At 49.1% G+C, this 22,435-nt stretch carries 17 protein-coding genes; 4 read left to right on the top strand and 13 right to left on the bottom strand.

The genetic code is table 11. The features are described 5' to 3' along the window. Positions 1–50: 50 nt before the first annotated feature. Together McpAg1_RS01190 and rimI are read right to left on the bottom strand one after the other, a co-directional pair. Complete coding sequence (locus tag McpAg1_RS01190) at positions 51–383, bottom strand: cupin domain-containing protein (protein ID WP_338093456.1); 333 nt, start codon at positions 381–383, stop codon at positions 51–53. Positions 384–683: 300 nt separating this feature from the next. Next, positions 684–1,166, bottom strand: a complete 483-nt coding sequence (gene rimI / locus McpAg1_RS01185) for a ribosomal protein S18-alanine N-acetyltransferase (RefSeq protein WP_338093455.1) — start codon at positions 1,164–1,166, stop codon at positions 684–686. A gap of 50 nt (positions 1,167–1,216) precedes the next feature. On the opposite strand from rimI, the gene McpAg1_RS01180 reads away from it, so the two are divergent. Continuing rightward, positions 1,217–2,476 carry a DUF1015 domain-containing protein gene (locus McpAg1_RS01180; RefSeq protein ID WP_338093454.1) on the top strand — a complete coding sequence of 420 codons (1,260 nt, stop codon included), beginning with the start codon at positions 1,217–1,219 and terminating at the stop codon, positions 2,474–2,476. A gap of 402 nt (positions 2,477–2,878) precedes the next feature. On the opposite strand, the gene McpAg1_RS01175 is transcribed toward McpAg1_RS01180, so the two are convergent. From McpAg1_RS01175 to mptA, 8 genes are all read right to left on the bottom strand, one after another. Beyond that, positions 2,879–4,579 (bottom strand): hypothetical protein, encoded by a 1,701-nt coding sequence (locus McpAg1_RS01175; RefSeq protein ID WP_338093453.1) that lies wholly within the window; start codon positions 4,577–4,579, stop codon positions 2,879–2,881. A gap of 18 nt (positions 4,580–4,597) precedes the next feature. Further along, positions 4,598–6,034, bottom strand: a complete 1,437-nt coding sequence (locus McpAg1_RS01170; RefSeq protein ID WP_338093452.1) for a transporter substrate-binding domain-containing protein — start codon at positions 6,032–6,034, stop codon at positions 4,598–4,600. Between the two features lie 543 nt (positions 6,035–6,577). Next, positions 6,578–7,468 (bottom strand): hypothetical protein, encoded by an 891-nt coding sequence (locus tag McpAg1_RS01165; RefSeq protein WP_338093451.1) that lies wholly within the window; start codon positions 7,466–7,468, stop codon positions 6,578–6,580. Positions 7,469–7,822: 354 nt separating this feature from the next. Further along, a complete protein-coding gene (gene frhB / locus McpAg1_RS01160; protein ID WP_338093450.1) occupies positions 7,823–8,695 on the bottom strand; it encodes a coenzyme F420 hydrogenase subunit beta in 873 nt (290 codons plus the stop codon). Between the two features lie 17 nt (positions 8,696–8,712). Then, the gene (gene frhG / locus McpAg1_RS01155; protein ID WP_338093449.1) at positions 8,713–9,678 is read right to left on the bottom strand and encodes a coenzyme F420 hydrogenase subunit gamma; all 966 of its coding nucleotides are present in this window, start codon (positions 9,676–9,678) and stop codon (positions 8,713–8,715) included. A gap of 1 nt (position 9,679) precedes the next feature. After that, the gene (frhD, locus tag McpAg1_RS01150; RefSeq protein WP_338093448.1) at positions 9,680–10,162 is read right to left on the bottom strand and encodes a coenzyme F420-reducing hydrogenase, FrhD protein; all 483 of its coding nucleotides are present in this window, start codon (positions 10,160–10,162) and stop codon (positions 9,680–9,682) included. An 8-nt stretch (positions 10,163–10,170) separates the two neighbouring features. After that, complete coding sequence (gene frhA, locus McpAg1_RS01145; protein ID WP_338093447.1) at positions 10,171–11,538, bottom strand: coenzyme F420 hydrogenase subunit alpha; 1,368 nt, start codon at positions 11,536–11,538, stop codon at positions 10,171–10,173. Between the two features lie 407 nt (positions 11,539–11,945). Continuing rightward, positions 11,946–12,881 carry a GTP cyclohydrolase MptA gene (mptA, locus tag McpAg1_RS01140; RefSeq protein WP_338093446.1) on the bottom strand — a complete coding sequence of 312 codons (936 nt, stop codon included), beginning with the start codon at positions 12,879–12,881 and terminating at the stop codon, positions 11,946–11,948. 111 nt (positions 12,882–12,992) lie between these two features. On the opposite strand from mptA, the gene ilvC reads away from it, so the two are divergent. Further along, the gene (gene ilvC, locus McpAg1_RS01135) at positions 12,993–13,997 is read left to right on the top strand and encodes a ketol-acid reductoisomerase (protein ID WP_338093445.1); all 1,005 of its coding nucleotides are present in this window, start codon (positions 12,993–12,995) and stop codon (positions 13,995–13,997) included. Between the two features lie 727 nt (positions 13,998–14,724). Here the strand turns inward: ilvC and McpAg1_RS01130 are convergent. Next, positions 14,725–15,099 carry a VOC family protein gene (locus McpAg1_RS01130; RefSeq protein ID WP_338093444.1) on the bottom strand — a complete coding sequence of 125 codons (375 nt, stop codon included), beginning with the start codon at positions 15,097–15,099 and terminating at the stop codon, positions 14,725–14,727. 626 nt (positions 15,100–15,725) lie between these two features. On the opposite strand from McpAg1_RS01130, the gene McpAg1_RS01125 reads away from it, so the two are divergent. After that, positions 15,726–17,219, top strand: coding sequence for a RecQ family ATP-dependent DNA helicase (locus tag McpAg1_RS01125; RefSeq protein WP_338093443.1), 1,494 nt, complete (start codon positions 15,726–15,728; stop codon positions 17,217–17,219). A 475-nt stretch (positions 17,220–17,694) separates the two neighbouring features. Further along, positions 17,695–19,515, top strand: coding sequence for a Na+/H+ antiporter NhaC family protein (locus tag McpAg1_RS01120; protein ID WP_338093442.1), 1,821 nt, complete (start codon positions 17,695–17,697; stop codon positions 19,513–19,515). 89 nt (positions 19,516–19,604) lie between these two features. On the opposite strand, the gene McpAg1_RS01115 is transcribed toward McpAg1_RS01120, so the two are convergent. Further along, positions 19,605–20,843, bottom strand: a complete 1,239-nt coding sequence (locus McpAg1_RS01115) for a hypothetical protein (RefSeq protein ID WP_338093441.1) — start codon at positions 20,841–20,843, stop codon at positions 19,605–19,607. Then, a complete protein-coding gene (gene pepD, locus McpAg1_RS01110) occupies positions 20,840–22,270 on the bottom strand; it encodes a beta-Ala-His dipeptidase (protein ID WP_338093440.1) in 1,431 nt (476 codons plus the stop codon). Before pepD ends, McpAg1_RS01115 begins: the two co-directional genes overlap by 4 nt. Positions 22,271–22,435: the final 165 nt, after the last annotated feature.

The raw sequence follows: 22,435 nt of genomic DNA, 5'->3' as shown, positions 1-22,435 counted from the left end.
ATGTTGTTGACCAAAAATAGAAAATATATTTTCTTCTCAGGCCATACCGCTCACTCGTGAATCATTACAAGCATCATCTTGAATCTGGTAGTCGGGTGTACTGCGTGCGGAACATTTGCCGGCATAATGATCATCTGTCCCTGCTTCAGATGATGAGGGGTTCCCCCGACCGGAATGTCAGCTTCGCCCTCAAGCACGATTACCAGTGCATCGTAAGGGGCTGTGTGTTCCGAGAGTCCTTCGCCTGCTTCAAACGCAAACGCGGTGACTGTTCCTGATTTTTTGTTGATAACCATCCGGGAGACAACCGATCCGGGCTGGTACTCGGTGAGGGAGCTGAGATCAACCGGTGTTCCGATCAGGGACTTTGGATCATAGTTCATACCGAAGTATTGGCGCAGGAAGAGATAAACCTCTGTCTCGTATCAGAAAATTTTGTTTGGGGAATCTGTTTTTTTCAAACGCGAATAACGCGAATAGCGCGAATCGCATGCCTGCGGCCTGCTCACCGCTTCGCGGAATAAAAAATCGCCAATGGCGATTTTTGGAAAGAGGAGTGTATTTGTATGCAATATTCATTAAAAAAAAATACTATCAATGAATTTTCCCTAAAAATCGCCATTGGCGATTTTTTTATTCGCGCTATTCGCGTTATTCGCGTTTGAAAAAAAAGCATCCCCCTATCAGAACCACCGCATCATCACGATCGCATCCTCGCCATCTGCATAGTACTCCCCGAACACAATCACATCCTCGTACCCGATTTTTTCATAAAACCCGTGAGCCGAAGTATTACTCACCCGCACCTCCAGACTGCAGGCCCGGCAGCTGTCGAGGAAAAAATCCCGTTCAAGTCTTCGGAGAAGCAAACGTCCGAGACCAAATCCGCGAAGCTCAGGAACAACCGCAAGATTACAGACATGACCGTACTTCTCCTCATCCGTCTCCTCAACCGCTCCTGCTGCAAACCCTACGATTCGTCCGTCCGCCTCGGCAACATAAAACGAGGTCAGAAACACCGTCATCATCTCAATCATTCCCTTGTAATCCCAGGGGTCCGAAAAACACATCAGCTCAATCCGGTAGATCTCCGGAATGTCCTCAATAGACGCCTTGCGGATCGTGCAGCCTGCAACCGTCCCGCCAACCCCGTTCACCACTACCATTGTTATTTTAGTATTGTCACCGAACTATATTATAGGGAGTCTTACCACTCATGGTTACCATATATCCGTTTACCGGCCTCCACCCATCCGACGCGGCGTACACTTTCGTTCCGTCCGTTCCCTATGATGTGATCAGTGTCGAAGAAGCAGCAGCAGAAATTGCGAAGAACGACAAAACCCTTCTCCGCGTTATCAGGCCCGATGCCGAACTGCAGGACATCGACCCGCACGACGACCGCATCTATGAACGTGCCCATGAAATGTTTGAACAGATGAAAAAATCCGGCCTGCTCGTTGATGACGATCGTCCGGCATTTTATCTCTACCGCATCACCCTTGGCGGCGAAACATTTACCGGCCTCATCTCCTGCGTCAGCGTTGCTGAGTATAAGGATGACATCATCAAAAAGCATGAGCTGACCCGCTACGACAAAGAAGAGGACCGCACCCGCCACATCGATGCCGTCTCCGCCCACACCGGTCAGGTGTTTTTGCTGTATAAAGATCCGGGAGCTGTTCACGCCCACATCTCGGCCCTCGCAGACTCCATGCAGCCGTTTGGCGAGTACCGTTCTGCCGGAGGCAACCTGCACCAGATCTACCGCGTCGATGATGCAAAAGAGATCGCAAACCTTGAACAGATGTTTGCCGCGATCCCGAATCTCTACATCGCCGACGGTCACCACCGGGCGAAGTCCTCGGCAAATGTGTTTGACCGCCGGTCTGCCGAAGGCAGATCTACGCCTGATGCAGAGCGATTCATGAGCGTTCTGTTTGCTCACGACAAAGTGAGAATCTACGGCTACCACCGTCTCGTCCGTGACCTTGCCGGCATGAATGCTGATCAGTTCCTCGGCGACCTTGGCTTACGGTTTACCGTAACCCCGATCAAAAAAGTTGACACGACGAAAAATGCTGTTCCGCCAATGGCAAAAGCTGACGGCTCGACCCACATCATTCATCTGTATCTGGAGAGCGAGTGGTATGAGCTGACCCGTCCGGTTGACCCGAATGCAGATGCGATCGAAAGACTCGACGTCTCTGTTCTGCAGGAGTCGGTGCTTGACGACATGCTTGGCATCATCGATCCCCGCGGTGATCCCCGCATTGCGTTTGTTGGTGGTATTGTTCCGCTCGCAGACGTTGTCAAAGAAGTGGACGCAGGAGAGTACTCGGCAGCATTTATCATGCAGCCGGTAACCGCCCAGGGAGTCATTGATGTTGCGGACAACGCAATGATCATGCCGCCGAAGTCAACATGGTTTGAGCCGAAACTTTTGTCTGGCATGGTCATCCACGAAATCCGTTAACATTTTTTCAACATATTTTTTGAACTATCTGTGGCACGTGGTTACCGCCGGCAAAGCCAAAAAAAATTTCATGCACGAAAAATTATGAAATAGGCTTTGCCCATAAATTCATTTATTGGCACACACTGTCCGGCATTGATCGTAGCTCCGCCAACGATTCGCATGCCTTCGGCCTGCTCGCTGCTTCGCAGGAAAAACGGAGCACACGAAAATTTCACAGAAAAACATCACGGAGCAGACGTGAACATCACGGAAATGAATCGTTTTCGGATTCAGTGGTGTTCACGTCTGCTCCGTGATGTTTTTTTATTCTGTGTGTTCTGTTTTTCCGTGGGAGGCTAGGAATTAATAGACAACACCGAAAAATTATGAAATCTAAAAAATAAAAAAAAGATTGCCGGATTATTTCCGGATGCCGTTTTTCACATAATTTTCCGTCGTGATAACCGTTGTCCCGGCAAGCGTGAAGTAGGTGTCATCGATCGGCTCGATTGAGTACAGCCACAGATCCGCGTAGTTGGGAATGCCACCATCATCCCACTGATAGTCATAGGTAATTCCACCGCCGGATTTTGCAATTATCACGGATTTACGAACCACCGATGATCCGAACAGATCGGTATAATACATCGCGTTTTCCCCGTTCATCTCCGGAACCTGCATGTTGGCATGTATTGTTCCATTGTAATCGAAGATCACAATATTATCTACATTTGTGGATATGTCCTCGGTAAACACCGTTCCGTTTGCTCCCGGATTGTCCGCTATTTTTTTGATGGCATTCTCGACCCCTTTTTCATGGGCGTATCCGAGAATTGCCCGGACAACAGTCGCAACATCTCCTGAGGCCTTGTTATTGATCTCCGTATAATTTGTTGCTCCGGGACTCAGACCCATAATGAACCAGTCATCATTTACCGGCATCACATAAGCGATCGTAAAGAGTCCTGCCTCAGACAGCTGGGTATCATCCGAAGGATCGAAGTAGGCTATGTATCCTCCACCCTGCTGTGCGGTTGTGATCATCTGTTTCATATACGATATACCGTACCGTCCGCGTCCGTTGATGTAGTTCAGACCAATGGTTTCCTTTTTATCAGGAGGTGCGGCAAGAATCGTTCCGTCAGTACTTACGGCATACACTTCATAGAAATAGAAACCTCCGTTGATACGCTCCATCGCAGGTTCTGATCCACTGGTAAATGCATATCTCCATATCGCCGTCACATCGTCACGCATCTGATCCGGTTGCGGGGTAAACTGATCCCCATAGTTTACCGGCGCGTCATTATCATTTTTGGTGAGGAAAATGGAGTACTCATTTTGGTGAACGAGCACTTTTTCCCATGCAGTGGTAACTTGGGTGTCGTCTTTTCCTGCATACTGATATGCGCCGGTTAGATCATCCTGAAGAATAATTATGCTGTTTCTGATCTTATTGGGAACTCCTTTTTCCAGTTTGGTTCCAATGTACTCCTGCTGTGTTGCATAGGTGATAACTCCGTCACGGTTGGCGAGGAGGATGGCATAATCTCCGTACTTGACGCCATCTGCGAGACGGTGTCCCTCCTGCAGGAGGAGATAGGCTTCTGTTGCAATGAGCAGACATCCCTTGTACTCGCCTGTGGGACTGAAGACCGGCGCATAGAGCAGTTCCATCATTCCGAGTTCAGGAATGTAGACCGGGCCGAAATTAACAGCTCCGCCGGATGAAATGAAGTCCTCCTCGGTTGGCACGGGAATTGTATCAGATATTTTTCCCGGAGAGTAAATGGGTGTTTCAACAGAGTTTCCGGCAGCGTCGTAGTAGACAATTCTGTTTATCCAGATCTTTTCTGCATAATAATCGTTGATGATCCGCTGCACATCTTTTTCTGTTTCCGCTTTACCGATCTGATCGCCAAGATAGTACATATCAAGAACGCAGGTGGTATACATGGTTCTGATATCATCGGCGAAATCAGCAAGTGCCTCTTCAGTTTCACTGCTCAGTTCGGTGTAGGTGATCTCTTTGTCTGTGGTTATGCAGCCTGCAGATAGTACTGCAATTACACATCCGATCAGTACTAGCAGAAGTAGTTTGTGGGCATGTTCAATTCTCATAATGACTCTCTCCTGGGTTTAGCTGAGATGATATTTTTCCATCAGTTCCGCACGCTTTCCTGATGCTTCCAGGTCAGCGAGACCTCTGTCTATGAGATCCTGCAGGGGGATGTTGCCGTTCTGTATTGCAACACCGCACATGTTTTTCGTATCATAGGTAGATACGATCTGAATATCATTTTGATTTGCCATCGATTTAAGGAGTGGTTCATGTACAACGATGCAGTCAACCTCTCCTGAAAGACAGGCGTTAAGGAGATCACTGGTGGTTGCGTACTCTTTGATCATTCCGGTTTCCACCATCTCCGCATACCGTTTCTGATCATACTGATCTTCAAGCCAGTATCCCATGATGGTCTTTGTGACATAACCGGTGACAACCGTGCCGGACTCAAAGTTATTTTTTGTGATCGGACGATTTTTTGCGCATCCGACTCCCACTCCTGCGGCATAGTATGGTGTTGAGAAGCTGACTTTGGCGGATCGTTCATCGGTGATGACCATTCCTGAGTACCACATGTCAACTTTACCGGTGGCAACCGCGTTGATATTTTTCGACCATGGAATATTGACATAGGTCACCGTAAATCCATTCTTTTCTGCAATCCACTCAAGCGACTCAGTATCAAATCCGGTCAGGTTTCCGTCTTCACCAACGTAGGTGAACGGCCAGTTCTCTTCTGAGATGCCGACCAGATACTCGTCCTTCAACTGTGCCACGTGATGCTTTTGCATAATTTTGTCGTATTTTTCAGACGCGACGATGTTTGCAAGACCGGCATTGATTTTTGCGATTAGTTCCTCGTTTGATTTGTCAGCGACAAATCCTACATCATTTTTGTCGGTGATGTATCCAAGGGAGGTGAGAGGTGAATATTGATGAAGTTTTTCTCCAAGAACAAAATCTGTGCCAATAACTGCATCCGCTTCTCTGGTGAGGATAGCGTAGAGGGTAGCGTCCTGTGTGTATTTGGCGATGATCTTTTTCTCAGCAACCATTTTGTTGAATGTTTCTGTGCCGAAATGTTCTTCGAGCAAGTTTTCGTAGACGCTGCCTTTGTCATAGGCGATTATGGCGTTTCCCGAGAGAACATCATCTATGGTTAGGTTGGAATCTTTTCTGACGACAATTGTCTGTCCGGTAACGATATACGGATCAGAGAACAGATATTTTTCCTGACGTTTCGGTGTTATGATCCAGGCAGTTATCAGATCAATTTCTCCGTTATCGAGTTTTGACTGAATGACTGCATGATCCCAAAATTCATACACGAACCTGATGCCCTGATCTTCGGCGATCGCGTTGAGAACGTCGATGTCAATTCCATACGCCTCTCCGGTTCCCTGTACCTGCATGGAAAACGGGGAGAATGATGGACTGACGGCTACGACATAGGTCGGTTTTTCCTGTACGCATCCGGCTGCGGCGATTAACACGCCGAGGAGTAAGAGCACTATGATGAAAATTGAGAGAGTGTTTTTTCTGGTCGCGATAATCACCCAATAGATGTATAACTATAGTATCCGGCTTCAATACATATTGTCTTTACGCAGGTCTCGATGCTATATTTCAAAATTGGATTGCACTTTTCTCTCTCACCAAATTCCGAAAATCAAGCGTTTTCTCAAAACAAGTAATTATAATGCTCTGATAACAATTTCGGCTTCAGGCGCGTGTAAAAATATCTCATCCTGAGTTTGGCACTTTGGATTACTGTGAAATTTCACGTGATTATGTCACTGGATTATTTTTTCCAATAATATCAATGTCTCAATATGTCTCTCGATTTTTCCATTTGTTTGGGGATTGGCAAAGTATTTTTTTTTTCTTCGTGAGCAAAGCATGTCATGTTTTTTTTTGAAAATTTTTACGTCATTCTGTTAATAAATTATATTATTGATACTCTTTGACTTCGTTCTCTCATAAATGCCGGAGAGGATGCAGCAGAGAAAATTTCAGCGTATGTGATTATTGGTGTGAAAAAAATTTAAAAAAAATTATGCGTAGCCTGCAGGATCATCTTCGTCAGCAGACTCTTCATCGGATTTTTCTGTGGATTTTTTTCCATAGAATTTTTCGTAAAATGTTTTCAGATTCTCTTCGCATTTTTTCACGAGGTTTGGATCCACATTTTCGATCGGAATGTTTCGGCCGATCTCTGCTGCAAGAATTTCCACCAGCTGAAAGACCGAGTCGGGTGTCATTTTGATTCTGCTTTCCTGTCCTGAGTAGAGCATGACGATCATGTCAACCGTCCAGTACGGATTTTCTCCTTCCCGCTTGTAGGTGTTGACGTCCACTGTGTGCCAGTCCTCGTCCATTGTTCCTGCCGAGAGTGTGTATGCTTGCTGGACGCGGTTGCCGTAGAGGGCTGTCAGATGCTGGATTACCCATGCAGCACTGCGGCTCTTTTCGTCCTTGATTACATACAGTAAATCTTCAAAGAATGCTGCTGCGTTTACGTGGCATGCGGTCATGACCACCATTGTGGCTGATGGTCCGAGCAGCATCGACATTGCGTTCACGATTCTCGGGAATGTTTTGCGATCGATCGGGTCTACGAGATGGTACTCGAACACTTCGCGGATCGGATCAAGGACGGTCGGCGTTTTTTCCAAAATGTCAGCGAACTGTGCAAGGTCAGCGAGGAACTGTGCAGGAACCGGTTTGTGCGGACGTTCGATATCATTCTCTTCAGGTTTTTCTGCCGCTGATGGAGCTTCAACTGCTTCAAGATGGATGATATCTTTTTTGTCTGTTACGGCAGGAGTTTCCGAGGGAAGCTGGACCGTCTCTGTTTCCGCCTTCTTCTTGGTAACCCTCCGCTTTTTTGGAGGATTTTTTTCTGCCGGTACGGTATCTGTCGGACGATCCTTCTCCTCAGTCATACATACTCATTGGTGCAGAGAGCACAAAAACATCATCGATTGTGCGAATCGTGGACGGCTTATGATCAGCCCACGGAAAAACGGAGCACACGGAAATTTGATTGAAAAACATCACGGAATTACATTTGAAACAATATTTCTGTGCTGTTCACGTCTGCTCCGTGATGTTTTTTTTTCTGTGGTACTTCAGTGTGCTCCGTTTTTCCGTGGGCGGAGCAGTGAGTAGGAGGCCGTAGGCATGCGAACCGTGGGCGGAACAGGCAGTGAGCAAGCAGAAAAAAACTCATGAAAACAATTTTCAAAAATAGGTTGTACCCGAGAGGGGTGGGTACATGTACAACCCTTGGGACACGGTTAGATGTATGGGTTGCGCAGTGGTTTGAGTGCAGCGTGCTCCGCGTGGTTGCGGTGCTCGATGTAGCTCTGGTTCTTGGTGATCTTCTCAGTTGCGAGTTTGGTGACGAGTTCAAGTCCTGGCTTGACACCGTCCATAGACTCTGCAATGATCCAGCCTGCTTCGACTGCCTTGTTGAAGGCTGCCTCTCCTGCTGCGGAGCGGACGAAGACGGTAGACCATCCGTCCGGAGTTCCGACGGATCCGGTAGAGATATCTGCCATGTTTGCAACGTAGTCAAGACACACGTGGCATCCCGGCTGCTCGTACTTGTGAGTAACCTTCAGCGGGATCTGAGAGTTCACACCGCGCTCGGTGTAAACACTGAACTTGCCCTTTCCGATGTCCATCTTGGTGACGTTGTCGATCTTGGTTGCACAGTGGTCTTCAACCATCTGGAAGAGACCCTGGTACGGGAAGTTCTCCATACAGAAGATACCCAGTGCCAGTGCAATCTTGTCTGGAACGTCACGCAGTCCGATCGGATAGAGCTGTGCCTTACGAAGTGCCTGAATCTGACAGGGAGTACCAACAATACCGATCTTATCAAGACCGTAGCTGCGGGTTGCCTCCTTGATCAGGGCCATGTTCGGAGAGATCGAGTATTTCGTTCCACGTGCTGCGAGAAGCTCGTCAACGGTGGTGGCGATCATCGGCTCAGGCTTGTATGCCTCGTCTCCTGGTCCAGCGACGATTGCTCCGTCAATAATGCCTGTCTCAAGTGCGTAGGCAAACATTGCGGTGACGATTCCTCCGTCCTGGGACTTTGCGAGAATGTCTTCACAGCCGGCTTTGGCTTTGTAGACTGCCTTGTATTGTCCAAGATATTCCATTTTTTTCGCCTCCGACCTTATGGTTTCATGACCTCTCCAATGAGGTTCGTAATCGATTCATACTGTCCACAGACGTCGAAGCTGAAGAAGCTTCTCGGGCACTGTGCATAGCATGCGCCGCATTTGATACACAGATCGCGCTCGATCTGCGGCTTGCCGTACTGCATGGTAACTGCACGAACAGTACATGCTGCTGCACAGCTGCCGCATCCGCAGCAGAGGCCCTGGTTGATGACTTCGGTCATCAGGTCGCATCCGCATGCCTCGGTTCCTGCTGCTGCAAGGTTCATCAGCGGGGTGAGGTATGCAGTTGCAAGTGCCTTCTGTTCGTCGTTGCCTTTCAGCAGTAAGTATGCCATTAAGCACACGTTACGGATCTGCTGCGGGGTCGGTGCACATGCTGGGATGTAGACATCGACTTTGATCAGATCGCCGATCGGCAGGAAAGCCTCGTGCTGGGGCTGGTTCTGCTGGCCACCACGGCAGAAGCGGGTGGTGTTTCCATAGCAGGCACATCCTCCAAGAGCCACAACGATTGTTGCGTTCTCACGGGTTTCCAGAATCTCTTCCATTGAGCACTCGTCATTTAAACAGACGGAACCCTCGACCAGTGCGACATCCATCTTCGGGATGTGGCGCACATCGGCGAGCGTCAGGCAGTAGACGAGGTCAGCGTATTTGTCAAGGATAGTAAGTAATCCTTCGTAGTTATCTGCAAGGGACACGAGACATCCGGTACATCCGCTCATGTGTACGTGTCCTACAGTAATCTTGTCAGCCACTGGCTTCTCCTCCTTTGGTTTTTGAATAATTGGCTTTTGTTCGACCTTCATGTCAGCCGGCTTTGCCTCGTTAACAGGCGATTTGTGCATTGCTGACACAGGCTCATCCTGTTTACTGGCAACAGGCTTTTCGTCCTGCGTTCCCTCGCTGACATCGCCTTTTCCGAACAGTAAGCTTTTGAATTTATCGAATAATCCCATTTTAGCTTCCTATTTCTTTCAAGATGATACTAACAGTTTTGGGAATGGCCCCTTGTACTTCCGGACTCAGCTCAAGAGCGAACTCTTCGCTGTCCGGAGCTGGTATATACGCGGGCTGGCATCCGAGAACAATAATTTCCATCTTTCCTTTCAGTCTGCCGATAGGATCCAGCAGATTTCCGGAATGGGCATCCATGTAACGCTCTTCTCTGCCTTTGGGCAGAAGGTCGGCGGGGATCTTTGTCAGGTTTCCGGGTTCTCCCCCGAAATCCATGCAGTCCACAATGATCAGTTTCTTCGTCTCTTCCGGATCGATCATGGAAAAAATAAGGTGCGGGCCGCCAAGACCCACATCCATAGCTTTCACATTGTCGGGAAGTTCATGCTCGGAAAGTGCTCTGATCACGGCGGGACCAAATCCGTCGTCGCCAAAGAGTTCGTTACCGACACCGGCGATTATTACTTCTGGAAACAGTCCATCCATGTATATACTCACTCAAGGAGCTTCTGTGCCACAAGCCGGTTGTCTTCATCCAGTACAATCATGTGGGTTGCACAGGATACACAGGGGTCATATGCACGGACAATGACTTCTGCAAGTTCCCATGGTGCGCCGGTAAGTGCACGGCTGCAGGTCGGGAAGTTCCAGGTGGTCGGAACGAGCATAGAGAACCACTCGACTTTGCCGTTGCGTACCTTTGCAAGGTGAACGTCTGCGCCACGCGGTGCTTCGTTTGCTGCCCATCCGATGGATCCGTCGCCCTGCGGAATGACGTCTGCAACGACGCTTCCGGAAGTGTTGATGGCATCTGCTGCCTCAATCATCTTGTAGACGGAGTCCATGTATTCCATTTCACGTGCAATGTTGAGTCCAATGGCTCCCTTGCGGTCGTAGTTTCTGTACGTTGCAAGACGTGCACGCGGTCCGACTTCGACGGGCTGTCCGTCGTAGAGTGGGACACCAGTGCATGCCTGCATCTGCGGCCAGGCTTTTCCGCCTGCTTTGGTGGTTCCGCCAACCGGGTATGCCGGGTCTTCGAGGGTGATATCCTCTTCGCCCATGTACCAGTCCCAGGGTCTGACTTCGAGCCAGCGTGCCGGGTCCCAGGTCGGGTGCTCGTCAAGAGAAGAGCTTCCGTAGCACGGGTCGGTTGCCATGTATCCCTGGTTGTGGAAACCAAGGTCTTTCGGGATTGCAACTTCGCGACCGCACATCTCTGCCCAGTCACGTTTTCCATAGTTCTCGAAGATTGCAATCATGAACTCCATCTGCTCGCGTGCGAGCGGGAGTGCCTGCTTTGCAAGGTCATAGATCTTGGTTCTTGCACGCGGAGTGATATTCTTGTACATACCACCAACACGGGTGTTGGACGGGTGTACTGCTTCTCCGCCTACGATCTCACCAATGGTCTGACCGATCATACGCAGGGTCTGGATACGTTTTGCAACGGATCTGACCGGCTCTTCGGGAGAGAACGGGTTGATCTTCGAGTCAGTGCCTGGCAGGTACATATCCGGCAGTGCAAGAATGTCATGCAGTGCGTGGGAGTGCAGTCTGTTTGCACACTGGAGAATAATACGCAGAAGATATGCGTCGTCTGGGATCTCTACACCCATCGATGCTTCCATTGCCTCTGTTGCGGCAAGAGTGTGGGCAATCGGACAGATACCACACACACGGGATGCGATCTTGGGAACCTGCTCATAGGTCTTACCGATGGCAAGCTTTTCTACTCCACGAACCGGTGTGATGGAAAGCCAGTCTCCGCGCTCAATGATTCCTTCATCGTTTACTTTCAAAACGAGCTTGGAGTGACCCTCATGTCTGGTGGTCGGGGAAATTTCTACTACTTTCGACAATGTTATCGCCTCATCCTAAATATTTTAGGTTGTTCGATCAGCTATACAGGAAAATTACCATTGTCCTTTTGGGTTAATGACACGTACCGAAGTACGCTATCTTAATTTTCTTTCATAGGATTTATTAAAGATTTCCTCTTTCCGCGGGCAGGTATTTTCCCGATTATTTCTGATTTTATTTGAATATTCACACGATGATATTTTTTAACTCGCAATGGGTGTTACAACATTAACTCAAAATAGCACTTTGTGCAAAATGATCAGGTTTTTTCCAATTTCTTCCGAATTTTGTGATACATGATTTTCCCATGTCCGGCTCTTTCTTATGCGCTCCGGGAAAATTCCGAGAAAATACCGGCGAAATCCGTATAAACAAAAGTTATCCGAAAAAAAGTAGGTTGGGAGTGTTATATGTTCAGTTCTTCACGCAGTTCGGCAAGAGTTGCCTTGCGCTCTGCGTATGCATCATGCTGATGGATGCTTTCCTCGTTCGTCTGGCGGATCGTAATGTGGGTGTCGCCCGGGAGGTTGACGAAGGTGGTTACTACCTGACGTGCCATCTCACGCACACAATCCTCTACAAACCGTGCATTCTTGTGAGCTGCCATGACGACGTAGCTCTCGTCTCCGCGTTTGAGGAGTTCATAGATCTTTGCACTCATGGACTCTTTGAGAACGTTCACGATCGACTCAAGCGGAACAACGATGTCATCATCTGTTTCCACACAGAGGAATCCGCGTCCGCGCTGGTTGTGGCTCGCCATCGGAACTTCCTGGAAGAATGCATCAATTTTATCGTCAGCGATCTGCAGGTCCTGCATCACCCGCATTGCATGATCCTTCATGATGTTCTGTGCACAGGGGCATGCGGTAATACCGGTAACCTCTGCACCCACACTCTTGCGAACGATTGGTTCACCGTCGGTTCTCTGGGCGATCGCATGTGCGTACACATTCACGACCTCCTGACACGAGGTCTTGGAGACCGGCGTGTCGCGGTTGATCATGTAGAAGCTGCGCATGAACACTTCGGTCCTGTCCGCATACTCATGATGGTCGAGGAGTTTTCGGGAGACGATTCCACACACATCTTCAATACCACGGACGTCGCCGGAGGTTGCCTGCTGCAGTACCTCGTCGATGACCTCGAAGTTGCGGGAAAGGTTTGCGCCTTTCAGGCTGCTTGGGAGATCGACAAAGACGTCGAAGTCGGAGATGAAAATTGCCGGGCGTGCTTTGCCGGGGCGTCCAACTACAACGAGCTTCTTGACATTTTTCACACCGACACGGGTCAGGCTAATTCGTACGTCAGGAGCAGTGGACTGCACATCTGGTAATGACATTATACTATATCCTTCGTTACTCGCCGAAATATTCACAACAGGAACTGGCGGGTTAACGTGCATCTATCTGTATAGCCATGAGGGTATATAATTTTATACGTGTCCTGACCTATGTTATCAATAACGCGTATGCTGAAAAAATATTATGATGCTGACGTTAATTGGGCGGTAATCGCCGAAAAAACGGTGGCAGTGATTGGATACGGTTCTCAGGGGCGCGCCCAGGCACAAAATCTTCGTGACAGTGGTCTTGCTGTCATTGTGGGAGTTCGGCCTGGAAAAAGTTTTGAGACGGCGAGTCTGGATGGTTTTACCGTAATGCCGGTGTGCGATGCGGTGGCCGCAGCGGATGTTGTTGCGATGCTGGTCCCTGATGAGTCGGCTGCTGAGATATTCCGCCGCGATGTTCTTCCCTGGACGCATGACGGTCAGGCGATTGTGTTCGCCCATGGTTTTACGATTCATTACGGTCAGATAACGCCTCCGCCGAATCTGGATATTATCATGGTCGCACCAAAAGGTGTGGGTCCGCAGGTTCGCAGACTTTATGTTGAGGGGTCGGGCGCGGCTTCTCTGATTGCTGTTCATCAGGATGTGACAGGCCACGCAAAGCAGACTGCACTTGCATTTGCGAAGGGAATTGGTTCTGCCCGTTCTGTTATTATGGAGTCCACGTTTGCGGATGAGACCGAGACGGATCTTTTCGGTGAGCAGGCGGTTATCTGCGGCGGTGTTATGAATCTGATGAAGGCCGCGTATGAGACGCTTGTTGCGGCAGGTTACGAACCGGAGATGGCGTACTTTGAGTGCATGCATTCACTGAAGCTTATTGCGGATCTGTTGTATGAGGGAGGGTTTACGAAAATGCATGACTCGGTGTCGAAGACTGCCGGGTACGGCGGTCTGACCCGCGGCCCCCGAATGGCAGGGCCGGAGACGAGAGCTGCGATGAAGGAGATTCTTGCAGAGATTCGTTCAGGTGCGTTCGCCCGCGAGTGGCTGCTGGAAAATCTGGTGAATCATCCGCAGTACACTTCACTTGTGCGGCTGGAGAAGGAGTGCGGTTTGGAGAAGGCCGGGGAAGAGGTCCGCAGAATAATTTCCGGCGGAAAATAATTTTTTTTGTTTGTTTTCTTTGGTTTTGATCAGCTCCGCCCACGGAAAAACGAGACGCATGCCTTCGGCCTGCTTACCGCTTCGCGGGAACACACGGAAATTTTACAGAAAAAAAGATCACAGAGTAGACGTGAACATCACGGAAATTATTTTTTCGATTATTTTTGTATTCCGTGTTGTTCACGTCTACTCCGTGATGTTTTTTTCCGAGAATGTTCCGTGGGCGGAGCTACCGTACGATCAAAGCCGCAACCTCCAGAAAATATATCAGCTCTCACTACCGAAATACAGACTGATCGAAATGGTATAGATTCTGAAACGTCCACTATTTGGAGAATATTATAGTTGCACCTCAGTGGATACGCTGAGGCCCACCTCCTTCGGACAGAATCTATGATCTTCTCCATATTTTTTCGTACTTTATACGAGTACGTGTAGCGATTTTTTACCAACAGGCCGACTCTCTCTTCGCCTTGTTCAGGCTGAACGGAATAATTATGATTGGAACACAAACGAAAAGAAAAAACAGGTCGCACCTCACCGAGATGTACAGCTTGCAATCCAGAATCAATAAACATGGTCTGATTGCAAACCCTGTGCCCCGCAGATGCAACTGGAATCAGATGCATCAGCATCGCCGCATTACAAACTATAAGAGATAACAAAAAAAATTTCGTGCGGGAGAATCGTCTCCCGCGCCTCACTTCACAGGCCGCATTCAATTTTTTTATCCTCTTCCCGGAGGGAGCACCTCAAGCCAGTAACCGTCAGGATCGGTGATGAAATAAATTCCCATCTCTTCATTGATGAACTCAACACATCCCATCTTTGTGTGTTTTGCAAGAGCGCCTTCGTAATCGTCGGTACCAAACGCAAGATGGAACTCATTGTCGCCGAGATCGTACGGCTCATCGCGGTCCCGCAGCCAGGTCAGCTCCAGCTTGTGGCATCCTGATCCGTCTCCCAGATACACGATAATAAACTCCCCGGACTCAGGAGCGATGCGTTTCACTTCGGTAAGGCCAAGAGCCTCCTCATAAAACTTCATCGACTTTTCCAGATTCAGCACATTGATATTATTGTGAATCATCGTGAACTTCATAGGAAAACAGTTGTACCTGATCGGTTATCTACTCTGGGGCATCACATCATCATTTTTGCTCCGCCCACGGAAAATCTGAACACACGGAGCTTCACAGAAAAAACATCACGGAGCAGACGTGAACATCACGGAAATAAATTATTTTCGAATTCTGTGATGTTCTTGTCTGTTCCGTGATGTTTTTTGTGCTCTCACAAAAAGATTTAGTTGATTTTTTTTCTGGAAAACGTAAGAGGATGAGTGATGTACGTGGTTTTACTTGGAAAAATTAATTACTGTTTCACACTGATTGCATTTTTGAAAAAAAATGTGAGTGAACACACTGAGAAAAATCACATACCACTCCAACAAAAAACCGAAAAATTTGCCAGCTGTTATCCAGTGAGGTCGAAGAGGACGCAGGCGATTAGCCGAAGTCCCGACCGAACGCAAGATAACAGCGATTGGCAAATTTGGAATCTGCGTGAATCTGTGGTTGTTTTTTCACACAATGCCACACTCACCACTAACCCGTTTACATTTTTCAGAAAAGAATCAATTAAATCATTTCATGATATCACAATGATCAGTAGCCGAATCACACTATTTTATAATGCACCTTGCCGGATAACTAATCATACACCGCCATGACGCAGGACATCCAAAAAACTCTGGAAGCATTCTTCCACCACCAGACGTTCCGGCCCAATCAGGAGGCGATCATCAGCGATGTGGTCGCGGGCCGAGACGTTCTTGCAGTCATGGCAACTGGTGGTGGAAAATCCCTCTGCTACCAGCTCCCGGCCATGATGCTTGAAGGAATGACTGTTGTCATCTCGCCTTTGATCGCCCTCATGAAGGATCAGGTGGACGCCCTTTCTGCTCAGGGCGTGCGGGTCGGAACCCTCAACAGCACCCAGACCTATGATGAAAAACTCCGTGTCGAACGGGAAATATCTTCAGGCAGTCTCCGCATCCTCTACGTCTCGCCCGAGCGTGCCGTCACTCCTGCATTTTTTCAGGTACTCTCACGCTGCCGCGTCGCACTTTTTGCGGTGGATGAAGCCCACTGCATCTCGATGTGGGGGCACCAGTTCCGGCCCGAGTACCGCGAGATCAAAGTTCTGCGGGAAAAATTTCCAAACGTTCCGGTCATCGCCCTCACCGCGACCGCGACTGAACGCGTCCGCGAAGACATTGTCCGCGAGCTTGGCATGAAAAATCCCCGCGAGTACGTCGGCAGCTTCAACCGGAAAAATCTCAGATACGAAGCCTATGAGGAGTCGATTGGCATGGTGCGCATCCAGAGAATTGTCAGTTACGTGGTTGCCAACCCGAACGTTTCAGGCATCATCTACTGTTTTTCTCGTGCAAGCTGCGAAGAAATTGCCGAGCGGCTGAGACGCCATCATATTCTTGCAAGCCCGTACCATGCCGGCATGCCGACGCCTGAGCGCAACCGGATTCAGGAAGGATTTCTGAACAACACGATCCGCGTTATCTGTGCAACGGTCGCGTTCGGCATGGGAATCGATAAACCGGATGTCAGATACGTCATTCATGCCCATCTCCCCAAAGACCTTGAGTCCTATTATCAGGAGACGGGTCGGGCAGGCCGCGACGGAAAACCCTCGGACTGCATCCTCTACTACTCATCAGGCGACCGGGCAAAGATCTCGTCCATGCTGGAACGTGAGTTCACTGATACCCAGAGGCTGCGGATTGCAAAAGGAAAAATTGCTGATATGTACAGCTACTGCACGACGTCCGGCTGCCGGCGTAAGACCCTCCTCTCCTACTTTGGCGAGGATATTTCGCCATGCAAAAACTGTGACATCTGTGATCGGTCCAACACAAAACCAAAAAAGATCGCGGCCCCTTCAGGAGATCTTTCGAAGATTGTTTTTGATGCTGCAAAAGATCTCAGCGGCCAGATGACGATGTCATCGTTTGTTTCTTTTCTTCTCGGCCTTGACCGGGCACACACAAAAAGTTCAGGACTCACGACTCATTCGTTCTATGGAGCGGCAAAAGATTACGACAGGGCCGAGGTGATGGGTGTTGTGCAGGATCTTGTCGCTTCTAAAAAACTTTTTTTGAAAGGAAAGTCAGTGATGAAACTCTGCGTTGCGGAGAAATAATTCGTGTTTTACATCTTGATTGATCAGCTTCGCCCTGATCACGGCTCCGCCCACGGAAAAGCGGAACGCATGCCTTCGGCCTGCTTACCGCTTCGCGGGAACACACTGAATGCCGCAGAAAAAGATCACGGAGCAGACGTGAACAGCACGGAAATATTGTTTTAGAATTTCATGCGATGCTGCAAAATGTTTCATGACGAGTTTTCAAAAAACCAATTAAATTTTTTTGTTGTATCAATGTTTTAGAATTCCGTGCTGTTCACGTCTGCTCCGTGCTGTTTTTTCCGCGAAATTTCCGCGTGCTCCGTTTTTCCGTGGGCGGAGCAGTGTTCATGCCATAGTCATGTGAATCGTGGGCGGAGCTGGATGAAAAACACCAATCCCGAAAAACAAAGATCATAAATATATTCTCGTTTAATATCTTTTTCATTCAGGTAATTATTATCTGAGGTGTGTTCTTATGGAAAAATCAAAAATGGTTGATATCATCGCCCTGATTGTGGTGATCGTCGCCTTTGCAATACCGCTCGCAACCGGTCTTGTCGGCGCCGCTCCCGAAGGAGGGTCTGCAGCAGAATATGCTCAGATTCTCGGCGTCTGGACGTTGATACCGCCAATTCTCGCACTGATTCTGGCATTCCTCACAAGAAATGTCATTCTCTCCCTGTTCCTTGGCGTACTTTCCGGTGCATGGATGCTTGCCCTTCTTGGCGGCGACATCATTGGCGCTATCGGCGGGGCATTCTTCGGCTCAACCGAGTACTTTATCGGAACTCTCGCTGACCGCTGGAATGCAGGTATCATCATGCAGGTCCTTGTGATCGGTGCCTTAATCGCACTCATCACCCGGATGGGCGGCATGCGTGCCGTCGCAGAAGCGGTTGCCAAGCGGGCAAAAGGTCCCAGAACCGCACAACTTGCAACATGGGTCATGGGTTTTATCATCTTCTTCGATGACTATGCAAATGCTCTGATTGTAGGTCCGATCATGCGGCCGGTCTGCGATAAATTCCGCATATCCCGTGAACGTCTCTCCTACATTGTAGACTCAACGGCAGCACCTATTGCAGGTATCTTTGTTATCTCAACATGGATTGGGACTGAACTTGTCAACATCAATGAAGGTCTTGCAATTGCCGGCATTACCGGAGTCTCTGCATACAGCATCTTCATTGACACGATTCCGTACAGATTCTACAACATCCTTGCACTCTTCTTCGTGTTTGCCTCGGCAATGCTCCTTCGCGAGTACGGTCCCATGCTTACCGCAGAACTGCGTTCCCGCAATACCGGCGCAACACTTCGTCCGGACTCTGAGGTTGAGACTGACGATGACATGGTTCTGCAGGATGACACCGTCATCCCTGAAGAGGATCATGCGGTGGTAAAGCAGTCGAAAAAAGTGGTCAAGGCAAACATCTGGAATGCAATCATTCCGGTTGGTGTCCTGATCGTCTCGGCTTTGATTCTGTTCTACACAAACGGTGCGTCTGCTATTATGGCGGGAGCTGGAATCAATCCTGATCTCACTCCTGAAATGTTCCTCCAGCTTGGATTCTTCGACGCGGTGCGTGAAGCCTACAGTGCGTCTGATGCAAGTATTGTTCTGTTCCAGGCCGCACTGCTCGCATGTATTGTTGCGATCATTATGGGTTTTGTCCAGAAGATCTTTACGTTGAAGGTTGGTATCGAAACCTGGGCGCATGGTATGAAGTCGATGCTGTTTGTGTGCATCATTCTGATTCTCGCTTGGTCGATCGGGTCCATCATCGGTGATCTTGGAACCGCACACTATCTTGTCGGTGCGTTGTCTGAATCTCTGCCGATGTGGATTGTTCCTGCACTGATCTTTATTGTTGCCGGAGTTATCTCCTTTGCAACAGGAACTGCGTATGGTACGATGGCAATTCTTCTGCCGCTTGTGATCCCGCTTGCAGCAGCAATTGCAGGATTTTCTTCCGGCACGCCGGATCCTGAGATGTACTCATACATTGTTATCTGTTCATCGGGTGTTCTGACCGGTGCAATCTTTGGCGACCACTGTTCTCCTATCTCGGACACGACGATTCTCTCGGCAATGGGGGCCGGGTGCAGTCTGATTGACCACGTGGATACGCAGATATGGTATGCGCTGACGATTGCGGCTGTTGTTGTTGTCGGCTACATCATCGTTGGTTTCGGCATGAATGTGTGGATCACGCTTCTCATCACGATGGCAATACTGGTGGGAGTGCTTCTGGCGATCGGAAGAAAAGTTCCGACATGGAAGCCTGATGAAGAAAAACTGGTGGAGTAACTCTGCCAAAATATTTTTTTTTAGCCGGGATGTACGCGGTGTGATTCTGTGATCCGTGGTTCCTCGAAGTAAAACCGCATGCAATATAATCACTCAGTCTCTATCGACTCAAGAATCTCCATCATCCGCAAAAGAATGCGCTCCGCAATTTCAGCGGTTGCATCCCCTGCAGTAATGCAGAAGTGCAGAACATTCCGGTAGGTCAGCACCGTGATTGAAAACGGCATCCCTCCTTCCGCTACGCTGCAGAACTCCATGTCCGTAACCGCGACGCTATCACCAAAGTTCAGAAAATTTTCCGGAACAACTCCCGGGTTGGTAAGAAACGGAATGCCGGCAAACTTCTCCGCATCCTCCGGTGAAATTTTTGCGGTTGTAAACGGTTTTGCCGCTCCGATACCAATGAAGTTCTCCTTCAGATGTTTCGACAGCTGTACTGCTGACAAAACAGTCGCGGAAAAATTTTCTCCGCAGACAACCCCCGACCAGTAGGGAATCGTATAGTTTGCCGCAGGCGTTTCCTCTTCTTCAGAAATATATCTGCGAAGATCAACCGTTGAGCAGAGAGGAATTTTTTTCGGAATCTTAGTCCCTGACCTGCAAAGATGATCACGCAGCGCTTCAGCGTACGCTGCAACCAGAAGATCATGAATCGTTGCGCCAAAATTTTTTGCAAAAATTTTCATTCGTGCTAACGTCTCAGGTCCCGCGTCGGCCCTGAGGAGAATCGCATTCGCATCGGGAGTGACGGAAAAATATTTTTTGTACAAAAAAGTTTCCCGGGTTCGTTCCTCTTCAGTTGCAAAAATTTTTGCAAGCTCGTTTTCGGAAAATTTTTCGAACACCATCGCAAGTGTCCGGTCAATTTTTTTCGGCGAAAAATTTTCTCCAAATAATTTCTGCATCCTGTACTGATCACCGATCTGTTCTGCGATCTTCATCAGTCCGCGAAAATCCGTCAGGAGATGAGCGACCGAAAAGATCAGCGTGTCAGAATCTTTACCGCGGCAGATGGTGATCCGCAGCAGCGCATCATTTTCCGGATGCAGCGTTGTCATGACGGAATCAGGCGTCTGGTCCGTCACAATAACCGGGACCTGGGCCCGGTTCGGGCCCAAGCTCAAAAGAAAATATCCCAACTCTCTTCCCCCGACAAATCTGCCGGAGAGAATGGGAAACTCCGCGGCAGTGCGGGCGACTGCATCACGCAGCCGCTCTGCATCAATTCGCCCCGCAAGCGCAACTGCAAGACAGATCTGAAATGCCTGCTTTGGGTCTCCCAAGTACAGCTGAAACAGATCCAGAGATGAAGCAAAAACTTTGGTCACTTCTTCTCTCCGATCGTCTCAAGAATTTCGCAGAGATATTCCCAGACGCGATTTGCAGAAGATATCTGCATTCGTTCCTGTGGCGAGTGGGCGCCGGTAATGTTCGGCCCGATTGCGATCATGTCAAGTTCAGGGCGAACCCTTCGGAACAGTCCGCACTCAAGCCCTCCGTGCGTCGCCCCGATCAGTGGCCTTTTCCCGTAGATTTTTTCATGCACAATAACTGCTGTTTGCAAAAGCGGTGAGTCCGGGTCCGGCATCCATCCGGGGAATTCATTCTCTGTTGTAACAACGGCTCCGCATTGCTCAAACAGCTTGGTAATTTCCTCTGACACTGCGGTTTTTTCCGACTCCGCAACACTTCTCTGGAGCGTTGTGATCGTGAGTGAGTTGTTCTTCATCTCTAATGCCGCCAGATTTGTTGAGGTCTGCACAAGATCAGGAATGGTTGTGCTCATTGCAATCACTCCATTCTTGCATGCGTCAAGCGCTGCGACGAGACTTTTGGCAACGCCGGCAGGGATGCTCTCGGCCTCGAACGATCCGGGTTCAAGCGAGAGAGCGATGTCCGGATCAGTTTTCTGATATTTTTGTGTGGTCTCGCACGCAAACGCAGAGAACATGTTCTTGACATCTTCGACGTCCGCCGCCGGAACGCCAAAGATCGCCTCTGCATGCCTCGGGATTGCGTTTGATAAATTTCCTCCAAAGAGTCTGCATATGGTTGCTCCGGGAATTTTTGCAAGAAATTCTGCAAGAATTTTTATCGAGTTTGCCCGTCCGAGATGAATTTCCATTCCTGAGTGTCCGCCGGAAAGTCCGTCGATGGTGAACCGGAAGTAGATATTTTCTGCCGGAGACGGCGCTGGCGTCCATGAGATCTCAGCAACCGTCTCCACTCCTCCGGCACATCCGGTACAAATCGCTCCCTCCTCCTCGCTGTCAAGATTGATCAAAAGCGAGCCTTCAAACATCTCTGCCGAGACCGCTTTTGCGCCGGTAAGTCCGGTCTCTTCATCGACCGTGAACAGGCACTCGATTTTTCCAGCCCTGATATTTTCGGTCAGAGCCGCAAGACTGTAGGCGATGCCGATGCCGTTGTCTGCGCCAAGCGTTGTTCCTTTCGCGCAAATCCAGTCGCCGACAATCTCTGTTTCGATCGGATCTGTTTCGAAGTTGATTGTCTTCGTTTGATCCTTTTCACAGACCATGTCCATGTGAGACTGCAGAACAACTGCCGGAGCACTCCGGCAGGCAGGGTCCGGCTCGCGGACGATGCAGATGTTGCCTGCGGCATCCTCGCGTGCTGAAAGATTGTGTTCTTTTGCAAATGCCAGAAGGTACCTCCGCATTTTTTCTTCGTGTTTTGAGGGGCGGGGGATTTTTGTGATCTCCTCAAAGTACTGAAGAACTGGTCCGTGATTCATAAGAGCTCCTGCCAATTTTTTGGTTTGCAAGATATTGGGTGTAAAAAATTATCATCCTTCGGGTGGGACCCATCGGCTTTGGTCTTACATGAACCGCCCACGATTCGCATGCTTCCGCCTTGTTCACTGCTCCGCCCACGGAAAATCTGAAAACACGGAAATCCC

Origin of the sequence: Methanorbis furvi, assembly GCF_032714615.1 — an archaeon.
GTDB lineage: Archaea > Halobacteriota > Methanomicrobia > Methanomicrobiales > Methanocorpusculaceae > Methanocorpusculum > Methanocorpusculum furvi.
Note: the sequence above shows the minus strand (reverse complement) of the source record. Positions and strands in the feature narration are given on the sequence as shown.

Excerpts from the sequence above, each read along its gene's own strand:
- mptA (WP_338093446.1), bottom strand. The coding sequence starts at position 12,881 with ATGTCATTACCAGATGTGCAGTCCACTGCTCCTGACGTACGAATTAGC.
- McpAg1_RS01165 (WP_338093451.1), bottom strand. The coding sequence starts at position 7,468 with ATGACTGAGGAGAAGGATCGTCCGACAGATACCGTACCGGCAGAAAAA.
- frhB (WP_338093450.1), bottom strand. The coding sequence starts at position 8,695 with ATGGAATATCTTGGACAATACAAGGCAGTCTACAAAGCCAAAGCCGGC.
- rimI (WP_338093455.1), bottom strand. The coding sequence starts at position 1,166 with ATGGTAGTGGTGAACGGGGTTGGCGGGACGGTTGCAGGCTGCACGATC.
- McpAg1_RS01175 (WP_338093453.1), bottom strand. The coding sequence starts at position 4,579 with ATGAGAATTGAACATGCCCACAAACTACTTCTGCTAGTACTGATCGGA.
- ilvC (WP_338093445.1), top strand. The coding sequence starts at position 12,993 with ATGTTATCAATAACGCGTATGCTGAAAAAATATTATGATGCTGACGTT.
- McpAg1_RS01180 (WP_338093454.1), top strand. The coding sequence starts at position 1,217 with ATGGTTACCATATATCCGTTTACCGGCCTCCACCCATCCGACGCGGCG.
- McpAg1_RS01120 (WP_338093442.1), top strand. The coding sequence starts at position 17,695 with ATGGTTGATATCATCGCCCTGATTGTGGTGATCGTCGCCTTTGCAATA.
- frhD (WP_338093448.1), bottom strand. The coding sequence starts at position 10,162 with ATGGATGGACTGTTTCCAGAAGTAATAATCGCCGGTGTCGGTAACGAA.
- McpAg1_RS01125 (WP_338093443.1), top strand. The coding sequence starts at position 15,726 with ATGACGCAGGACATCCAAAAAACTCTGGAAGCATTCTTCCACCACCAG.
- McpAg1_RS01130 (WP_338093444.1), bottom strand. The coding sequence starts at position 15,099 with ATGAAGTTCACGATGATTCACAATAATATCAATGTGCTGAATCTGGAA.
- McpAg1_RS01190 (WP_338093456.1), bottom strand. The coding sequence starts at position 383 with ATGAACTATGATCCAAAGTCCCTGATCGGAACACCGGTTGATCTCAGC.
- pepD (WP_338093440.1), bottom strand. The coding sequence starts at position 22,270 with ATGAATCACGGACCAGTTCTTCAGTACTTTGAGGAGATCACAAAAATC.
- frhG (WP_338093449.1), bottom strand. The coding sequence starts at position 9,678 with ATGGGATTATTCGATAAATTCAAAAGCTTACTGTTCGGAAAAGGCGAT.